This window comes from Bacillus sp. HSf4 (assembly GCF_029537375.1).
GTDB classification, from domain to species: domain Bacteria; phylum Bacillota; class Bacilli; order Bacillales; family Bacillaceae; genus Bacillus; species Bacillus sonorensis_A.
On record NZ_CP120679.1, the window covers coordinates 1,503,507 to 1,521,446 of the forward strand.

General features: G+C 44.9%; 18 protein-coding genes and 2 riboswitches. Of the genes, 10 read left to right on the forward strand and 8 right to left on the reverse strand.

All coding sequences use genetic code 11. The features are described from left to right. Positions 1 to 92: 92 nt before the first annotated feature. The gene (metE, locus tag P3X63_RS07685; protein WP_077736958.1) at positions 93 to 2,381 is read right to left on the reverse strand and encodes a 5-methyltetrahydropteroyltriglutamate--homocysteine S-methyltransferase; all 2,289 of its coding nucleotides are present in this window, start codon (positions 2,379 to 2,381) and stop codon (positions 93 to 95) included. A gap of 150 nt (positions 2,382 to 2,531) precedes the next feature. Beyond that, positions 2,532 to 2,721: riboswitch (cobalamin riboswitch) on the reverse strand. Positions 2,722 to 2,844: 123 nt separating this feature from the next. Further along, complete coding sequence (locus P3X63_RS07690) at positions 2,845 to 3,789, reverse strand: S8 family peptidase (protein ID WP_026586684.1); 945 nt, start codon at positions 3,787 to 3,789, stop codon at positions 2,845 to 2,847. Positions 3,790 to 4,070: 281 nt separating this feature from the next. Between P3X63_RS07690 and P3X63_RS07695 the strand changes: the two genes are divergently transcribed. The 3 genes from P3X63_RS07695 to P3X63_RS07705 all read left to right on the forward strand — a co-directional run bounded on the left by P3X63_RS07695 (position 4,071) and on the right by P3X63_RS07705 (position 6,612). After that, positions 4,071 to 4,226: a transcriptional regulator SplA domain-containing protein gene (locus P3X63_RS07695; RefSeq protein WP_142246129.1), complete on the forward strand. Its 156-nt coding sequence runs from the start codon at positions 4,071 to 4,073 to the stop codon at positions 4,224 to 4,226. 139 nt (positions 4,227 to 4,365) lie between these two features. Beyond that, positions 4,366 to 4,531: riboswitch (M-box (ykoK) riboswitch) on the forward strand. A 252-nt stretch (positions 4,532 to 4,783) separates the two neighbouring features. After that, positions 4,784 to 6,139, forward strand: coding sequence for a magnesium transporter (gene mgtE / locus P3X63_RS07700; RefSeq protein WP_026586685.1), 1,356 nt, complete (start codon positions 4,784 to 4,786; stop codon positions 6,137 to 6,139). Positions 6,140 to 6,228: 89 nt separating this feature from the next. Beyond that, entirely contained in the window at positions 6,229 to 6,612 is a 384-nt protein-coding gene (locus P3X63_RS07705; RefSeq protein WP_026586686.1) for a hypothetical protein, read from the forward strand. Between the two features lie 38 nt (positions 6,613 to 6,650). Here P3X63_RS07705 and P3X63_RS07710 read toward each other — a convergent pair whose 3' ends face one another. Further along, a complete protein-coding gene (locus P3X63_RS07710; protein WP_026586687.1) occupies positions 6,651 to 6,983 on the reverse strand; it encodes a MerR family transcriptional regulator in 333 nt (110 codons plus the stop codon). Between the two features lie 192 nt (positions 6,984 to 7,175). On the opposite strand from P3X63_RS07710, the gene P3X63_RS07715 reads away from it, so the two are divergent. From P3X63_RS07715 to P3X63_RS07725, 3 genes are all read left to right on the forward strand, one after another. Next, positions 7,176 to 7,331: a hypothetical protein gene (locus P3X63_RS07715; protein WP_179115738.1), complete on the forward strand. Its 156-nt coding sequence runs from the start codon at positions 7,176 to 7,178 to the stop codon at positions 7,329 to 7,331. Positions 7,332 to 7,432: 101 nt separating this feature from the next. Further along, positions 7,433 to 7,606, forward strand: coding sequence for a Fur-regulated basic protein FbpA (locus P3X63_RS07720; protein WP_026586688.1), 174 nt, complete (start codon positions 7,433 to 7,435; stop codon positions 7,604 to 7,606). Positions 7,607 to 7,788: 182 nt separating this feature from the next. Then, positions 7,789 to 8,250, forward strand: a complete 462-nt coding sequence (locus tag P3X63_RS07725) for a MarR family winged helix-turn-helix transcriptional regulator (RefSeq protein ID WP_026586689.1) — start codon at positions 7,789 to 7,791, stop codon at positions 8,248 to 8,250. Positions 8,251 to 8,259: 9 nt separating this feature from the next. Here the strand turns inward: P3X63_RS07725 and P3X63_RS07730 are convergent, their stop codons facing one another. The 3 genes from P3X63_RS07730 to P3X63_RS07740 form a co-directional block, all read right to left on the reverse strand. After that, positions 8,260 to 10,104 (reverse strand): DNA ligase D, encoded by a 1,845-nt coding sequence (locus tag P3X63_RS07730; RefSeq protein WP_077736956.1) that lies wholly within the window; start codon positions 10,102 to 10,104, stop codon positions 8,260 to 8,262. A gap of 3 nt (positions 10,105 to 10,107) precedes the next feature. Further along, positions 10,108 to 10,986, reverse strand: coding sequence for a non-homologous end joining protein Ku (ku, locus tag P3X63_RS07735; RefSeq protein WP_026586691.1), 879 nt, complete (start codon positions 10,984 to 10,986; stop codon positions 10,108 to 10,110). A 128-nt stretch (positions 10,987 to 11,114) separates the two neighbouring features. Continuing rightward, complete coding sequence (locus tag P3X63_RS07740) at positions 11,115 to 12,758, reverse strand: diguanylate cyclase domain-containing protein (protein ID WP_277692704.1); 1,644 nt, start codon at positions 12,756 to 12,758, stop codon at positions 11,115 to 11,117. A 289-nt stretch (positions 12,759 to 13,047) separates the two neighbouring features. Between P3X63_RS07740 and P3X63_RS07745 the strand changes: the two genes are divergently transcribed. The 4 genes from P3X63_RS07745 (at position 13,048) to P3X63_RS07760 (ending at position 16,813) form a co-directional block, all read left to right on the forward strand. Further along, on the forward strand, positions 13,048 to 13,659 hold the full coding sequence (locus P3X63_RS07745; protein ID WP_277692904.1) for a DedA family protein: 612 nt from the start codon (positions 13,048 to 13,050) through the stop codon (positions 13,657 to 13,659). Positions 13,660 to 13,929: 270 nt separating this feature from the next. Further along, positions 13,930 to 14,697: a TerC family protein gene (locus P3X63_RS07750; protein ID WP_026586694.1), complete on the forward strand. Its 768-nt coding sequence runs from the start codon at positions 13,930 to 13,932 to the stop codon at positions 14,695 to 14,697. Positions 14,698 to 14,990: 293 nt separating this feature from the next. After that, positions 14,991 to 15,746, forward strand: coding sequence for an RNA polymerase sigma factor SigI (gene sigI, locus P3X63_RS07755; protein ID WP_026586695.1), 756 nt, complete (start codon positions 14,991 to 14,993; stop codon positions 15,744 to 15,746). Next, positions 15,743 to 16,813 (forward strand): anti-sigma-I factor RsgI family protein, encoded by a 1,071-nt coding sequence (locus tag P3X63_RS07760; RefSeq protein ID WP_277692705.1) that lies wholly within the window; start codon positions 15,743 to 15,745, stop codon positions 16,811 to 16,813. The genes sigI and P3X63_RS07760 overlap by 4 nt, the downstream gene beginning before the upstream one ends. A 13-nt stretch (positions 16,814 to 16,826) precedes the next feature. Here the strand turns inward: P3X63_RS07760 and P3X63_RS07765 are convergent, their stop codons facing one another. Together P3X63_RS07765 and P3X63_RS07770 are read right to left on the reverse strand one after the other, a co-directional pair. After that, positions 16,827 to 17,027 (reverse strand): alpha/beta-type small acid-soluble spore protein, encoded by a 201-nt coding sequence (locus tag P3X63_RS07765; RefSeq protein ID WP_026586697.1) that lies wholly within the window; start codon positions 17,025 to 17,027, stop codon positions 16,827 to 16,829. A 127-nt stretch (positions 17,028 to 17,154) separates the two neighbouring features. Beyond that, positions 17,155 to 17,874, reverse strand: a complete 720-nt coding sequence (locus tag P3X63_RS07770) for a DUF1836 domain-containing protein (RefSeq protein ID WP_026586698.1) — start codon at positions 17,872 to 17,874, stop codon at positions 17,155 to 17,157. Positions 17,875 to 17,940: the final 66 nt, after the last annotated feature.

The window sequence follows — 17,940 nt, forward strand, 5'->3', positions numbered from 1 at the left end:
GCAATGATTCTTTTGAACTATGACGGGCGGCGGACAAGAGAAAGAACCATCCGAATCACCGGATGGTTCTGTTTTTTGAACGTATTGTGAATTTAAACAGTCTGAGCCAGCTTATCCCTTGCCTGTTTTGCGGCTTCCACCATATTCTTCAAAGCAGCGATCGTTTCTTCAGGCTGCCGTGTTTTTAATCCGCAGTCAGGGTTGACCCAGAAACGATCAGCTGGACAAACTTTCAAGGCATCTTCGATAATTGTCAGCATTTCATCGGTAGGAGGGACGCGCGGGCTGTGAATATCATAAACGCCGAGTCCGAGTCCTTTTAAATAAGGGTGTTTTTCAAGATATTCAAGGAATCCGCCGTGGCTTCTGCTGTGTTCAATCGTAATCACATCTGCATCCAGGTCTTCGATCGTATCGACGATATCCTCAAAGTTGCTGTAGCACATATGTGTATGGATCTGTGTTGTGTCTTGAACAGATGAAGTGGACAGTCTGAAAGCTTCGGCAGCCCACGTCAGATATTCATTCCAATCGCGTTCTTTAAGCGGCAGGCCTTCCCTTAATGCAGGTTCGTCAACCTGGATGATTTGGATTCCGGCTTTTTCAAGCGCTTCGACCTCTTTGCGTAGAGCGTGCGCGATTTGGAAGGCGATTTCTTTTCTCGGCAGATCATAGCGGGCAAAAGACCAGTTTAAAATCGTGACAGGACCTGTCAGCATGCCCTTTACTTTTTTAGAAGTCAGAGACTGCGCATAAACCGTTTCTTTTACCGTCATCGGCTCTTTAAACTCGACATCCCCATAAATCACAGGCGGACGGACGCAGCGGGAGCCGTAAGACTGAACCCAGGCGTATTTCGTGAATGCAAATCCGCCGAGCTTTTCACCGAAATATTCCACCATGTCCGTCCGTTCGAATTCACCGTGGACAAGGACATCAAGTCCGATCTCTTCCTGGATGTCAATCCATTTCTTCGTTTCCTCTTCGATAAATGATTCGTATTGTTCATTTGACCATTCCTGCTTGCGCCATTTTTGCCGGGCGCTGCGCACTTCAGCGGTTTGCGGGAAGCTTCCGATCGTTGTCGTCGGAAGAAGGGGAAGGCCAAGGGATTCATTTTGTATCCGAAGCCTTTCTTCAAAAGCCGTCGGACGCTTAAAGTCATCCTCTGTCAGCCGGTCTCTTTCTTCGGCGAATGCGGTGTTGGTGGCAGCGCCGAATTGCTTCAGAGCTTGCAGGTGTTCGTTCGCTTCAGTGATTTGGCTCTGTACGGCCGCTTTCCCGGAAATTAAGCCTTCCTTTAGCAGTGTGAGTTCGACAAGCTTTTCCTTGGCGAAAGATAACCCGTTTATTAAATCATTGGCAAGCTGTTCATCAGGGTGTTTGGCCACAGGAACATGAAGCAGGCTGTTTGAAGGCTGAAGCCAAACTTCGCGTACCCCAAGGCCGCTCAAAAGCTCTGTCGTCCAGTCGAGCCGCTCTTCAAGATTGGCTTTCCAAATGTTTCGGCCGTCCAAAATTCCTGCGGCAAGCACCTTGTCTTTCGGGAAGCCGTGCGTTTTTAAATGCTCAAGGTTCTTGCCTTTGTCATGGACGAAATCAAGGCCGATTCCGTCAACTGGGAATGAAACAAGCTCTTCATAGGCGTCAACTGAATCAAAGTATGTCTGCAGCAGCACATTCAATCCTGACACGTTTTCTTTTATTTTCTCATAGATTTCTTTTGCGGCAGCCGCTTCGGCCGGTGATGCCGTCACGAGGGCAGGCTCATCGATTTGCACCCATTTGACGCCTTCCTGCTCAAGCTCTTTCAGAAGCTGGATGTAAAGCGGGATCATTTGATCGTAAATATCTTTTATCTCCTGCTTGTCATAGCCTTTTGCCAGCGACACGAAAGTATAGAGGCCGACAATAACGGGCTTGGTTTCTACACCAAATGCCGCTTTTGCTCTCTTGTAATCGTCAAGCGGCTTATTTTTCGTCAAGCGGTATTGCGCGTTTTTCTCGTATTCAGGCACGATATAGTGATAGTTGGTGTTGAACCACTTTGTCATTTCGCATGAGACGGCATCTTTCGTACCCCGCGCCATTGCGAAGTAAGTATCCAGCGGATCGTTTACATTCTTGAACCTTTCAGGGATCCAGTTGAACATCACCGCTGTGTCAAGAACATGATCATAGAACGTAAAGTCGGAAACCGGTATGATATCGATTTGCTGGTCAAGCTGGGTTTTGAGCGCCCCTAAAAATTGTTCGTCCATTTCCTTGAGAAAGGTCTCGCGATCCGTTTTTCCTTTCCAATAAGCCTCAAGCGATTTTTTCCATTCCCTGTTCAAGCCGATTCTTGGAAATCCTAAGCTGCTTGTCTTTACATTTGTCATTTAACGTTTCCTCCTTATTATGTTCAATAAAAAAAGACACTCACTCTCCGGACAATTGAAGGTGAATGCCTAAAACAGCATTTTTGCGAACGAGAAATAAACGTAGCCAATTGTTACGTCAACTCGAACACCTCCTATCGACCGTAGGTATGTGGTGCGTTAGAACAGGCAGGTCTCCTGGCTCATGAATCAACAGTTATTTCACCCTTCCCGTATAGAAACAGTGGGTTTTACGAAACAACCTCCTCATTTACAGTGGCGGGACCGCGTTGGCTTTTCACCAATCTTCCCTTTTAAAATCTAACCTTGAATTAGATTACCATGCTCCCGGCGATGAAATTGTTTAGTAGATTATATACCGTCATGTTCTTTTAGTCAAAATAATTTTTGAATTCTTACTATTAAAAAGATTTGATGAAGCCGCACAACAAAAAAGCCGCCGACAATGTCGACGGCCTCAGGTTTAAAGGGAAAGAAGCTTTGCTTCGCCAGCTTTTTCGGCTAAAACCTCGGGTGCCGATAAATATAAAAAGCCGTTGCCGATCAGGGCTTTTGAGTAATCGAGCGGCAGGGTCCGGCGGATCAGTTGAGCATATACTTCAGGCTCTGTCAATTTCCGCTTAAATGCGTCCTCTTCCAGTGATTTAATAAGAGCAAGCGCCCCGCTGACGTGAGGGGTTGCCATCGAAGTGCCCGTCAGCTTCCCGTACTTTTGGTTCGGCAATGTGGAGAGGATTTTCTCCCCGGGTGCGACGAGATCAATTTCTTTATTGGCGTTTGAAAACTCGGATGATTCACGCGTCAATGAAACGGAGCCGACAGCGATGACTTCATTGTATGCCGCCGGGTAAGAGTATTCCTCTGTGCGATCATTTCCATCTCCTTCATTTCCGGCTGCACAGACGACTAGAACACCGCTTTTCACCGCATTCTCCACGGCTTCTTTCAATTCGGGAACATCGGCCGGTCCGCCGAGCGACATGGAAATGATGTCGGCTTTTTGCTCCACGGCGTAGTTGATGCCGTTAATAATCCATTCATAAGCACCGCTGCCGTCTTCACCGCCAAGAACCTTGATAATTAAAAGGTTGGCCTCAGGGGCGACACCCGAAATCCCGCCGTTTGCCGCAATTGTACCCGCAACATGTGTACCATGTCCGTTATAATCAAGAAACAGATCTTCTTTTCCGTTGTCATCATCAGTAAAGTTTTTGCCTCCGATAATTCGATCCGCTAAATCAGGATGGGACGTGTCACAGCCTGTATCAAGCACTGCGACAGTGACATCTTTTCCTTTAAAACCTTGTGACCACAGCTCCGGCGCCTTAATCGCATCGATTCCTTCCGGCCGTTCATTCGCGTCCATCAGCTTTGCATCAGTGACATAAGGAATTAATCGCATTTGCATTTCAAAGCCCTCCCTGTTTTGTGCTGCTTTAGATGGGTTACAAGGTGTGTGGTAATATTGTAAAACAATTGTTCTGTTAAAAAAAGGTTCATTTGTATGAATTTTAAGAAAAATCTAAAAATATTGAGAATAGGTGATAAAAGTCGAATAATAGAATAAGCTGACAGAGTTATGAGTGAAAAGAACCAATTTAATGAGAAAAAAGAGAGGAACTGACTAGATAAATGAAGCCTCATATTATTTCCGGAAAAAGGCATCCTATGAAAAAGGAGGTGACAGATGTGAAAGAGAAAGAAGCCCATCAAAGAGGAGAATTGTCAATCGAGCAGGCGGAATATGTCCCCCATCCGAAGTATGACGGGGAATATGCGCTTTTGTTGCATGAGAACTATCATTTCTTGTCAGAGGAAGACATACCAAATGACAGTGAAAAATAGCGGGAGAAACGCCGCACTTGACGAAAACCGGTTTGTTTGTGACGAAAAAGGGAATCCACGCATATAAGAAGGTAGGAAAAATTGTTTTTCTTATTGACAGCTCTCCTTTTTTTCTGTAATCTCAGTGTGTCTGGTAAATATAGCTCTTCGTTAGGTGAGGCTCCTGTATGGAGATACGCTGCTGCCCAAAAATGTCCAAAGACGCCAATGGGTCAACAAGAATCATCGACATAAGGTGATTTTTAACGCAGCTGGCACTTTTGCCTATGCCATACAGTGCTAAAGCTCTACGATTGGGAGGCGTTAGGGTTTTATTTTGTATGGCTTTTAACACCTTCATTTTAATGAAATAGGTGTTTTTTTATTTTTTGAGGAAAGTAAACCTTTCCTCCATGATACAAGGAGGTGTGAGTATGGATTCTCCCCATTCGAGGCGGTTTAAACATTTGAAAAACAAGAAGAAAGACATAATGCTGATCGACATGAGGAGATCCCTGCCTATCACCCCTTTTGCTATGGTGATATAAGGATCTCCTGAAAAGGAGGTACAGGTTGCCATGGTACAAAACATGACATATGATGAATTGATTTTACGAATTATTATTTTACTCAGAGACGGAAAACGCAAGGAATTTCAAAGTGTTTTGGAAGAATTGCAGCCATATGATATGGCGATTTTGTTCAAGGAGTTGCCTGAAAAGCACCGCGGACGCTATCTGTCTTTTTTAACAGTTGAAGACATCACCGATTTGATGGGTGAACTCGACAAAGAAGAGCAGCTTGCTGTGTTGAACAAGGTCGGCAAAGAGAAAGCGATCCATGTCATGAACAAGATGGATAATGATGATCTTGCCGCGCTTCTGGAGGAAATGGATCCGAAGCTGAAAGATCAGCTTCTTTCGAGCATGGAAGCGGAAGAATCAGAAGCGGTCCGCGTGCTGATGAACTATCCGCCGGAAACTGCGGGAAGAATCATGACAAACCGCTATGTGTGGATTCCGCAGCATTACACGGTCAAAGAAGCTGTCGTCAAGCTGAAAAGCTTTGCCGAAATCGCCGAATCGATCAACTATCTATATGTGATCAATGATGACAAACAGCTCGTCGGCGTTTTATCCTACCGCGATTTGATTTTAGCCGAACCTGATGAAAAAGTTCAGGATCTCATGTTCACAAGGGTTATTTCCGCAGAGGCCCTGCAAGATCAGGAAGAGGTCGCCAGGCTGATTGAACGCTATGATTTTCTGGCGATACCCGTTGTCGAAAAAAACCATAAGCTTGTCGGAATCGTCACGGTCGATGACATCATCGACATCGTCATCCAGGAAGCGAATGAAGACTATGAAAAATTCGCTGCTTCAGGTAAGGCGATCACATTTGATACAAAGTCATATGTAGCCGCATACCGGCGGCTCCCTTGGCTGATTCTGCTGTTGTTTATCGGCTTGATCTCCGGAAGCATCATGAGCTATTTTGAAGATACGCTTCAACAGGTTGTCGCATTGGCCTTCTTTATGCCGATGATCGCCGGAATGACGGGAAACACAGGGACCCAGTCTTTAGCCGTTGTCATCAGAGGCCTTTCAAAAGAAGAGCTCAACAAAAAAACGATTTTTCGTCTGATTTTCCGCGAACTCAGAGTCGGCATCATCATCGGTCTTGTCTGCGCTGTCGTGATTACGGGAATCGCGATTGTGTGGCAGGGTAATCTTTTGCTCGGGTTTGTCGTGGGCACTTCGCTTTTGGCGACGCTGATCATCGGAACGATGGCCGGTACAATCGTCCCGATTATTCTTCACAAATGCAATGTCGACCCGGCCATCGCTTCCGGACCGCTGATTACAACCTTGAATGACATCTTGTCTCTGTTGATCTACTTTGGAATTGCAACTGCATTTATTCATGCATTATAAAAACAGCCCTCCTGATAAAGGAGGGTTTTTTCTTGCCAGACGCCCTGAAAGTTTATATATTTTAGGCGAGAGAACAGGGAGGTTGGGGTATGCAGAGAATGGCTGCTGTTGTGATATGTTTGGCTTTTGCGGTGATGGCCGGGTGCCAGCATGAGGATGAGGGGAAAGACCGGCGGCTTGTTGCCGTGGAAAACATGCTGGAGGCCATACTGGAGAACGACCTGTCCGGCATGAAACGGCTCTACGTAGAAGGGGCTCTTCCTTCCCCGGAAACAATCCTGAACGAAAAACAGAAATGGGGGATAGCCGGGCTTGACGAGGATGATTTTCAAATATATGAAGCGAGCATCCACGTCTTCCATGCCGCCTACAAGGCGAAACCAAGCGGAGAGCCCGGAGCGATCGCGTTTCGTATTCGCGACGATCCCGACAAGGGCATCATGATTGATTTTATCGGACATACCGATCGGTAGCAGTGAGGCGAATCATTCGACGGGGATGATTCGTTTTTTTAACGGTTTCTGTATTTAAAATGAGCGTTAAGCTGTCCCTGGAGCATCTTTTTTCTCAGCTGCTGATCGTTTTTTAAGCTCTGTTCTTTTTTGCGCATATCCTTGAGGATTTCCGCCGTCTGAACGCCGTCCTCGCGTTTATTGGCAATATCCATCAGCCGTTCTACATCCGCAAAGGAGTATTTCCGCGTGCCTCTTGAGGAACGCTGCGGGTAGATCAGCTTCCGCTCTTCATAATAGCGGATCTGCCTGACCGACAAGCCTGTGAGCTCGCTGACGATGCCGATTGATATCACTTTTTTATCTTTATAAGAAAGGTCTTCGACTGTCATTTTCCCACCCCTAAGATGACTTTTTTTGTATTATATATGAAAACGCGGGAAAAAACCTGACATCTGTAAGAAAATCTAACATACATATTATTTTTTTTGAAAAAATGCGGAAGAAAAGTTTACAGAAGAAGTGCAGCGGGAAGATATCTCTTGTATGCTGTGGATACAGAGATGATGAGGAGGAATTGATCAATGAAGGAACACCAGGCTGTCTCACTTGCTAAAGAAATCGTCGCTTTAGACAACAAAAGGGATGAACTGTTCGAGGCATTAATGAAGCTTGCCGGTCATAACGCCTTTCCGCTCCTGAGAGCAGTGCAAAACGGCCTTCATCAAAAATCCTCCTAAAAAAGAGGAGGTGTCATTCAATTTTTACGCAATCTTAATTTAAGGTTAACAAATGTGGCGTATTCTGATCATAAGGATACATGAAAACGAAAGGAGAAGCCATGAGCAAATTACTAAAAAACGCATTGGAAAAAGAAAGAAACCACTATTCGAAAAAATTGATTTCGCTTGGGGTATACAAACAGGATCATTTACAGGGGATGACGATTACAGAGCTGAGAAACGAATATTTTTATTTTTTTCGAAAAAATAAAGCCCGCCCGTTTTCAAAGTAGGCCGTTCCTGAAAAATGCGGGCTTCTTTTTTAATATCTTCAAAAAATAAGAAGGAATTTTCTTTCGTATAACGAAAATATATACATATAGAATATAGGAAAATAATGACCTTTGTTTTTCAACTTTGTAAGGGTTTTCATTTTCCTGGGTTCATTAAGAAAATAGTATAAGAGGTAGATGATATGAGACTTTCGTTTAATGAGGAAGAAGTTCACCGTGCTATGTCATTGTACAAGGTTTTTGCCAGAGCTTTTAAAAGCGTGTCTGAACATAGTATTAGGGACAGCAAAGAACATGGCTTTAATCCTACGGAATTTGCTGTATTGGAGCTTTTGTATACAAGGGGAGCCCAAAAGCTGCAGCAAATCGGCTCCAGACTGCTCCTTGTAAGCGGCAATGTGACGTATGTGATCGACAAATTAGAAAAAAACGGTTTCATCAAACGAGAGCAAGACCCAAAAGATAAACGGTCTGTTTACGCGAATTTGACGGAAAAGGGCAAGGCTTATCTCGATGAGATTTATCCCATCCATTCGATGAGAATCGCACGGGCTTTTTCAGGCTTGACAAAAGAGGAGCAGGAGCAGCTGATGGCGCTTCTGAAAAAAGCAGGCATTCACAGTCAGCACCTATTATTCCGCTAAAACCACGGATCATTCCGGACGGCCGTTTTCTTTTAAATGGCCGAGAATGGCTTTAAACTGTTCATCCTGAGGCTGTCTGAAAAAGCGTTCGAAAGGGCAGCCGATTTCTTTCGTTCGCTTCACGACAGCCTCCATTGTAAAATCGGCAGGGGACAGATTCGGCCCCACTTCATCCCAAAAAAGCGGTGCGGCTACTGTGCCAAGCGCATTGCCTCTCGTCGAATACGGGCAGATGATCGTTTTCCCTGGAGCATGCTGCACATAGTCGATATAAAGTTTTCCGCCTCTGTTTTTAATGAGCCGCTCTGTTGTGAACAGATCCGGAAAAAGCGAGACGCAATAGGTAGCGGCAAAGCTTGTAAAAATCCGGGTTTCTTCGTAGGTAAACGCGTTTTTTGAAATCGGAATATAGAGCTGTATCCCTTTATTTCCCGACAGCTTGGGAAAAGAGGTGAGGCCAAGCTGTTCAAACAAACGGCGGAGTTCTGTTGCCGCGCGCACGGCCAACGGAAATTCCGATGGCGATGGCGGATCGAGATCGAAAACAATTTCGGTCGGCCGGGCTGTATCAGCCGTTTGAAACGGGATATGAAATTCCAATGCAAGCTGATTGGCAAGCCACAATAAAACAGAATAATCCTCACAAATGATATGGTCGTGCTCATCATCCTTTATCGAAGAAATAAAGTCGGGAGCATAATCAGGCTTATTCTTCTGAAAAAATGATTCTCCGCTGGAGCCGTGGGGAAAGCGGATGACGGTGAGCGCCCGGTTTTTTAAAAAAGGGAGCAGAAAATCGCCGATTTCATTCAAATAGCTGATGAAATCCGCTTTTGTTTTTTGGCTTTGCGGAAAAATGATCTTATCAAGGCTGGTGAGCTGCAAATCAGGGTGGACGTTTCTCGAATGCAAAAGCAGTCGTGTGTATGTGCAGTCCTGCCACGCTATATCAAATTCAAATGATGCGAACGATACCTCCCGCAATGTTCCGTAGTGGATCGTCAAGTAATTGACGGTCATGCAAATGGAAGGAGCAATCGTGTATTCGCCTGTCCTTACAGGGGTTCCGTGTTCCTGTACAACAGCGAGAAGCGCGCTTCTTTCCTGTTCTCCCAGTCCGTGGGAGACCGAGCCCATTTCTTTAATCCGGCCTTTGTCGACAACAGCTATCGTCACATATCCGTTGGCCATATTGTAGCCTGTCATAAATACGGCGGCTTTTTTGTAATTTTTGATTTTAAGCCATTCGGCCGTTTTTTTATTTGCCATCCAGCGACTGTCTTTTTTCTTCGCAACGACTCCTTCACCGTCAAGCTTTTTGACTGAATCCCAGAGAGAATGAAAATCTTCTGTTTCAGGAATATATTGAATTCGTTCTTTTGCTGCCGGGTCTGGAACCAGGGGAAAAGCGAGATCTTCAAGCAGCTCATACAGCTTTTGCTTCCGCTCTTGATACGGCAGTGAAGTGATTGTTTTCCCTCTGTATTCAAGCAGATCAAAGGCGAGAAATTGGCACGGTTTGTTTTCGGCCGCTTCCTCGATTAAATCGGCTTTTTTTGTCAGTCCCCGTTTTTGCACATATTCAAAATTTGAGCGGTAACGGTTTGTCAAAGATGCGATTTCACCGTCAAGGGTGAGGGGCAGATGCTCTTCAAGTGAAGCCAGCTTTTCTTTGATATTTGCCGTGATTTCCGGAAACATGCTGTCCAAAGGCTGGCCGTTTCTGCTGATCAGGGAGATCCCGGCCTCGGAGACGCTTAAAAGCGCCCGGTATCCGTCATATTTGACCTCATAGCGCCAATTGCCGCCGGAAGGGGGAGATGATGTGAGAACGGGCTGCATTGTGTTTCCCATCTTTTACTTTGCCTCTGACGCCTTTTTTCGCGACGTTTTTCGCTTTTTCTCTTCCGTTCCCTTTGCTTCAGCGGTTTTGGTTTTGGCCTTTTCCTGTTTTTGCGGAGCTTTCGTTCGCTCGATGCTTGCCTGGAGGGCGCTGACCAGATCGATGACATCCTCGCGCGGTGCAGCGGCTGCAGCAGGTGTGACACCCTCGTTTTGCTCGATCTTTTCTTTGATTTTGTCCAGCACGGCTCGTCTGTACGTATCCTCATACTGTTCAGGTGCAAAAGACGTTGTCAGTTCGTCTATCAATGAAATGGCTGTCTGCAGCTCTTTTTCGTTGACTTCTGTTTGCTCCGGCACGCCGGGGACATGTGCAACATTGCGGACTTCATCCGGGTAATGGATCGATTCCATCAAAATGCAGTTTTCATATACACGGAGAATGGCAAGCTGTTTTTTTGATCGAATCGTCATATGGGCAATCCCGATTTTTTCTGTTTTTCTGAGCGCTTCCCGAAGCAGGGTGTATGCTTTTACACCGTTATCTCCAGGCCCGACGAAGTAGGAGCGGTTGAAATAGATCGGATCGATCTCCTTCAGCTGGACAAAGTCAACAATCTCAACCGACTTGTCTTCCTGTTCCTCTTTAAGCTGTTTCAGTTCCTCATCTGTTAAAACGACATACTTGCCTTTTACATATTCATACCCTTTGACAATCTCGTCAGGAGAAACTTCTTCGTGGCAGTTCGGACATTTCTTTTCATATTGGATGGGGGTGCGGCATTCTTTATGAAGTGACCGCAGTTTCACGTCCTTGTCTTCGGTTGCTGCAAACAGTTTGATCGGGATGTTGACAAGGCCGAAGCTGATTGAGCCTTTCCACATTGTATGCATCGGTTCGGTTCAACTCCTTTTCTTTTAGTGATGCCTCTGTGCAGATTGTTTCATGAATAGCAACTTATGGATTCAGTTAGAGAAAAAAAGCATTCAGGATTACACCTGAATGCGGCTTTTTTTCTTGATTAGGTTTCCATCTTGAACGGCGGCCCGCTCTCTTTGTTGAGCGAAGGGGAAAAGTGCTGGTATCTGCTTCGATTTTCATCTTTGGCGGCATACATCGCGATGTCGGCTTTTCTCATCAGCTCTTCGCCGTCTGTTCCATCCGTCGGCGAAATCGCGATGCCGATGCTCACGGATGTTTTCAAGCTGTGTTTTTGAATGTAAAACGGGGCTTCAAACCGTCTGATTAACTGCCGGGACAGTTGTTCAGCCTCTTGGACCGGGGTGATGATGATAAATTCATCACCGCCTAAACGGGCAATAAACCCTTCGGCAGGCACACATTCCGCCAGCCGTTTGGCTGCTTCCGCCAACAGCAGATCCCCGATGTTATGTCCGAGTTCATCGTTAAAACCTTTGAAACGGTTCAGGTCCAAAAACAGCACGGCCGTGCCTGACGTCTGTTGATGAAGGACTTTGGTCAAATGCTGGACTGCATATCTTCTGTTCGGCAAATCCGTCAACGCGTCATAATGTGCCATTCTATGAATTTCCCGTTCGGCTTCACGCTGCTTTGTCATATCTTTGGAGATCACATATATGCTGTCAAGCTTCTGTCTGACATAAACGGGTATCAACGTCAGGTTCAAATCGAACGATTGGTCTGCTGCCGTGATTTGGATATCGCGGTTGATCGCTTGTTTTTCGTTTTGAACTTGAAGGAACCAGTCGAGAAGTTTTTTGTGTTCCTTCAGATGAAAAACGGTTGAAAAATCATTTGACTCAATCCCCATTTTTTTCAGCAGACGATGACCTGAAGAGTTTGCGGAAAGCATGTCCCCGTCAAGGGAGAACACATAGATCGGATCAATATTGTGCTCGATAAGAGACTGAAACCGCTCTTCGTTGTCTTTTACTTTTTCGCTCTCGATCAGCAGTCGTTTGTCTGTAAATGCTCCGAAGATCATGAGGCCTTGCAGCATAAGGGTAATCAGCACGATTGCAATGCCGAGCTCGACCGTGTCCAGTCCGGGGTGGCCGGCATGCCGGCCGGCGCTTTTATACAATGTCGCTGCCGCCATTCCTGTATAATGCATTCCTGAAATGGCGGCTCCCATTAACAGCGCGCTTCCGATTTTCACGGCCAACAGCCGGAAAGAGCGTGTTTTTTTCGAAAGTGTAAATGAAAGCTTCAAGGCAACATAGGATGCTGAAATGGCAATCGCGAAAGATGCCCCGTAAAGAACGGGGTCGTAAACGATCGCCATGTTTTCCATCGCTTCCATCCCGACAAAGTGCATGGAGGCGATGGCGCAGCCCATTGCAATCGAACCGGCGAATAGCCTCAGGTTGGAAAGATTGCGTCCGTTTACGACATAAAATGAAATGAGTGATCCGCCAAAGGCGGCAATGATCGATAGCAAGACAAAAACGAGATCGTATGTCATTTCTTCCGATGTTTGAAATGACATCATGCCGAGAAAATGCATAGACCATATGCCGAGCCCCATCGTCAAAGAGCCGGCAAACAGCCAGCCTTTGTTTTTCCATCCTTTTGTGTGCACGACCCGTTCTGAAAGGTCAAGAGCCGTGTAAGCTGCCAAAACAGCAGTGATATAAGATAAAATAATCAGCCATCCATTATATTCACCGATAACTTCTGTCACTTTTTTCTCCGCCTTTTGATTTTAGATGTAGAGTTTCCATTCAGATTACCGTTGTCATGAAAAAGCGGTATTTCTTAAAAATAAGCGGTATAATTTGTGCATTATACTACATATCATGATATTCGCCAATGTCCAATGATATCCTGCCGGATGAGGACGGGGGAAGGCTTTTCGCATTTTTCTCTGCAATGATCGTGAAATGTGTTAAAATCAAGTTTGTGAGTTCTTGAGAACTTGAAATAATCAATCGTTAAAGGTTGTGGTGGATATCGAAGAGCTGATTTTATCAATGGCAGAGGCGTTTAAAAGCCTCTCGTATTTCGGCATTTTTCTGGCGCTTTGTATTGAGTTCGTGCCTGCCGAAATCGTTCTTCCGCTTGCGGGCTACTGGGTGTATCAAGGTGATATGTCACTTTTCGGAGTCGTCGCTGCGGGTTCTTTGGGCGGTGTTGTCGGTCCGCTGACACTTTATTGGTTGGGCCGATACGGAGGAAGGCCGTTTTTGGAGCGGTACGGCAAATATTTTTTGATCAAGCCTGAAGCGCTTGAAAAATCGGATCGCTTTTTTGAAAAGCATGGCGGTTTTGTTGCGTTCAGCGGCCGCTTTATTCCGGGAATCAGAACGCTGATTTCGATTCCTTGCGGGATGGCAAAGATGAATGTCTGGGTCTTTTCCTTTTATACCTTTATTGCCATAACACCGATTACGTTTGTTTACGTCTACTTAGGCTTTTCTCTCGGGGATAATTGGAGTGCTGTCGGCGGCATACTGGACAAGTACCTTCTTCCGATCGGGATTGGAATTGTCGTCTTGTTTGTTCTTTATCTTGTCGTGAAAAACAGACGAAGCAAGATGAAAACGGAAAGCGTTTCGGCTTTTTTAAACAAAAATAAGGATTGACAGCTGATCTGCGTCAGGTTAATATTATCTTATAATTCAATATTTTCTTTTATCCCAAAGGGGAGTAGCGTCCGGATGTTGCATCCGGAAACAAAGTCGTCAATTCATGGATGTTCTCCATCGGCTTTGTTGGCATGTTTTAATCGACGATAACCATGTCTAGCAAGACCTTTGCCTAATGTTGGCAGAGGTCTTTTTTGCTTTCAGAAAATACCCTGCTGCATTAGCGGGAATAAGAGAAAGAGACAATCACATAGGAGGAATTAAAAAATGGATGCAGCATTGTTACTTGAATATGGTTGGGTTCTTCTCATTTTAGTCGGGCTGGAAGGCATTTTGGCTGCGGACAATGCGCTCGTCATGGCGGTCATGGTTAAACACTTGCCTGAGAAACAAAGAAAAAAAGCGCTCTTTTACGGATTGGCCGGCGCGTTTGTGTTGAGGTTCGGCGCTTTGTTTGCGATCTCTTTCCTCGTCAACGTCTGGCAGGTACAAGCGCTCGGAGCCATCTACCTGCTCTACATTTCAATTCATCACATTTTAAAAACGCACGTACTGAAAAAAGATGAGAAAGCGAAGGAAACAAAGAGAGGCGGTTTTTGGCCGACCGTTATCAAAGTCGAGCTGGCCGACATCGCCTTTGCCGTAGACTCCATTTTAGCTGCCGTGGCGCTGGCGGTAACACTTCCCGCTACAAACATGCCTGAGATCGGGGGGCTTGACGGCGGACAATTTCTCGTCATTTTGGCCGGAGGTGTCATAGGTCTCATTATCATGCGTTTTGCTGCAAGTGCTTTTGTGAATTTGTTAAAGAAACGTCCGAGCCTGGAAACGGCGGCCTTCGTCATTGTCGGCTGGGTCGGTGTTAAACTGATGCTTTACACGCTGGCACATCCGCAGATCCATATCGTATCTGAGCATTTTATTCATTCAGGCACATGGAAGTTCATCTTCTGGGCGGTGCTGCTCGCTATTGCCCTTGGAGGATGGTTTTTGTCAAATCCGAAAAAACAAGAACAAAAGGCTGCGCAGGAATAGCGACAGCAGCCTGACAAGAAACGCCGGCAACCGCCGGTGTTTTTCGTCATCTGGGGTTGAAAATGCGGAGATTGAAGTCGATATGAAACGAAACAACATTTCATTTTAATAACAGAGATGTTACAAAAAGAAGGGGAAAACCCCCTTAATCGTCAAAGAAACAACGAATTGTTCTAGAAGAATAAAACAATCGATGTCATAATTGAAAAATAAGAAATGAATTCCTTGTTTTCTCCTTTGCGAATCCCTATCAAATTAGCTATCATTAATGAGTAGTATAGGGAGGAACTGAGGTGAAACCAGTGCTTAGCCTTTTGTTTAAGACAGGAAAAAAGAAACCCACATTAGAAGAGTCTGTAATCAGCATACAAAAAGGAAATCAGCAGTTGCAAAACGAGCTTATTGAACAATATAAGCCTTTTGTGGCTAAAACGGTTTCATCTGTGTGCAAACGATATATTGATGAAAAAGATGACGAATTCAGCATCGGCTTGATTGCTTTTAATGAAGCCATTGAAAAATATTCTTCCGAAAAAGGAAATTCTCTGCTTGCATTTGCAGAGCTGATTATTAAGCGCAAAGTCATTGACTATATAAGAAAAGAAGCAAGAAATGCACAAAACATCAACATGGAATTACAAGAAGGAGAAGAACAGGAATCCTCGCAAAGCATGATTGAAGCTGAGCTCTCCATTCATGCATTCAACCGCCTCCTTGAACAGGAGCAAAGGCGGGAGGAAATCCTTCATTTTAAAGAAAGATTAAAAAGCTTCGGCCTGTCTTTTTCCGACTTGCTGGAGCATTCTCCTAAACATACTGACGCCAGGCAAAACGCCATCAAAGTGGCTTATACGCTCGTCGAGCACGAAGAATTGAAGGAGATGCTGTTTCAAAAGAAGCAGCTTCCTGTGAAACAGCTTGAAAAGCTCGTGGCTGTAAGCAGAAAAACAGTAGAAAGAAACCGCAAGTATATCATCGCCATGGTCATCATCATCACGGGCGATTACGTTTACCTTAAGGATTATCTAAAAGGGGTGCTCAACTCATGAGAAGAGGGATTATCGTTGAAAAAAATAAAAAATTCGTCACATTGCTTACCCCTGACGGACAATTTTTAAAAGCGAAAAAATCAGAGGAAGATTATGAAATCGGTCAGGAGATCGCCTTTCCCGAGGAGACGAGAATGGTGAGAAGGCGCGCTGGCTTTTTTGATCTGCTCTCGCTTCGTCCGCTGAAAGCAGGCGTGTTTTCAATTGCCGCGATCATGCTGATCGCGTTTATGATCATCCCTGATGCTTTGCACAACAAGGCATATGCCTATATGACGATAGACATCAATCCCAGCTTCGAGCTGACGCTCAACAAAAACTGTGAAGTTGTTGATTTGGTCCCGTTGAATCAGGATGGAAAAGACTTGTTAGACAGTATAGAAAATTGGGAAAATTCAGATATTAAAGTCGTTATCAGCGAAATCGTTGAAAGCAGCAATCAGCACGGCTATGTCAAACATTCTAAAGAAGTATTGATTGCAACCGTTTATGAAAATAATGACGATGATACATATAAAGCGACGGTCAAAAGCGAGATTGCAGATGTAACAAAAAAGTACGAGAAACAGAGCTACAAGATGCAAGCGGTCGAATCAGACTTGGATACGCGCGCCAAAGCGCAAAAAGAAGGGATATCAACAGGACGCTATATCCGCAAGCATGAAAATGAATTGGATGATGAAACAACCGATGATCAACAGGAAGACAAACAAGATCATCAAGATGAAAACAGAGAGGAAAATGAAAAAGAAAAAGCTGTAAAAGAAGAAGATCAGTCTGACGATCATAAAGATACCGAAACCGAAGAAGGCCAAAACGGCGATCAATCTTCAAATCAAGATCAGACGGAATCTGATCAGGACACCAAGCAAGAAGAGGAGACAAATACCCCAAACCATCAAAACCCTCAAGAAAATAATGAAAATGACAAAAACAGCCAGCAGACAGAGGACGGGACAAAAAGCGATTCTCAGACTGAAAACGGAGAGAAAATGCCTTATCAAAAGGAAAAAAAACCGTCTGAACATATAGATCAAGAATATCCGCCGAGCGGTCCCGGCGAATAATTTGAAAGGTGATTTATTTGTTGTCAGTTTGTCCATTTAGCTGAGATTGTGCCTGCTGTACGAGACGTTTTGTCATTTCCCCGCCTACAGATCCATTCGAGCGAGCGGCTGAATCCGATCCGAGCTGGACGCCAAATTCTTGAGCAATTTCATTTTTGAATTGGTCTAAGACCTGCTCTGCCCCGGGAACAACCAGTTTGTTGGTTCTTACCATGAAGTTTCAACTCCTTTTTCTAATGTACTGCTTGTTTAGTTTGAAATGGACAGATGTTTTTTATGCTGGCAATTGTTGCGTACGATAAAAACGCCTGGCTTTCATGAAGCCAGGCATGTCTTAAAACTCATTTCATGTCATATTTGCTGAAAACGTTATCGATCATGATTTGCGCCGTTGCCTGAATATGAGAGGCAAGAACGGAAAGCACGGTGACCGCTGTGATGTCTTTGGCTTTTTTCCACTCGGCGTCGGGAAGGTCTTGATAAAAGTTCCGGAGATGCTCTGTCTGCTGCATGACGGTCGTTTCCAGAGCCGATTCTTTCAGCGTATAATCTTTGATCCGGTTGACCTGTTCAAGCACCCGCCCATAGCCTTCATAAAAGCGAAGGGGGCTGACAACATCGTCGGAACGATCCGTTATCGTATTGAACACCGTTTTTAAAATTGGACGAATCGTTTCAAAGTCATAAACTGATTTTAAGTCTCGTACAATAAGAAGGATAACGGCTTGGTCGATCGAATACTTTTTCCCGAGCTCAGGATGACCCATCAAATCTTTGATGTCCCGTTTGATCCAGTTTTGGATGGCTGTCGATTTTAAAGAAGTCAGCTCACACAAGTTGCCGAGCTCCACGATTTCATTTGTGGAAAGCCCATGCTCTGTTTTTTGCTTTTTCCGTTCATAGCGGGTGATGAACTCGGGGATGTCGAGCTCGCTTTCGGCTTCTTTCATCGCCATATCGGCTGATTTCAATAAAATGGTCAGCGGGCTGACATCGAGCTGTCCTTTTAATGCATGCATCAGTTTGGCCATTTCCAGTCGAGTCAATCTAAAAGGTTTCATATTACACCTCATTATGTATGTATTAAAAATAAAATAGACAATATTATAAACATTATCTTACGGCTT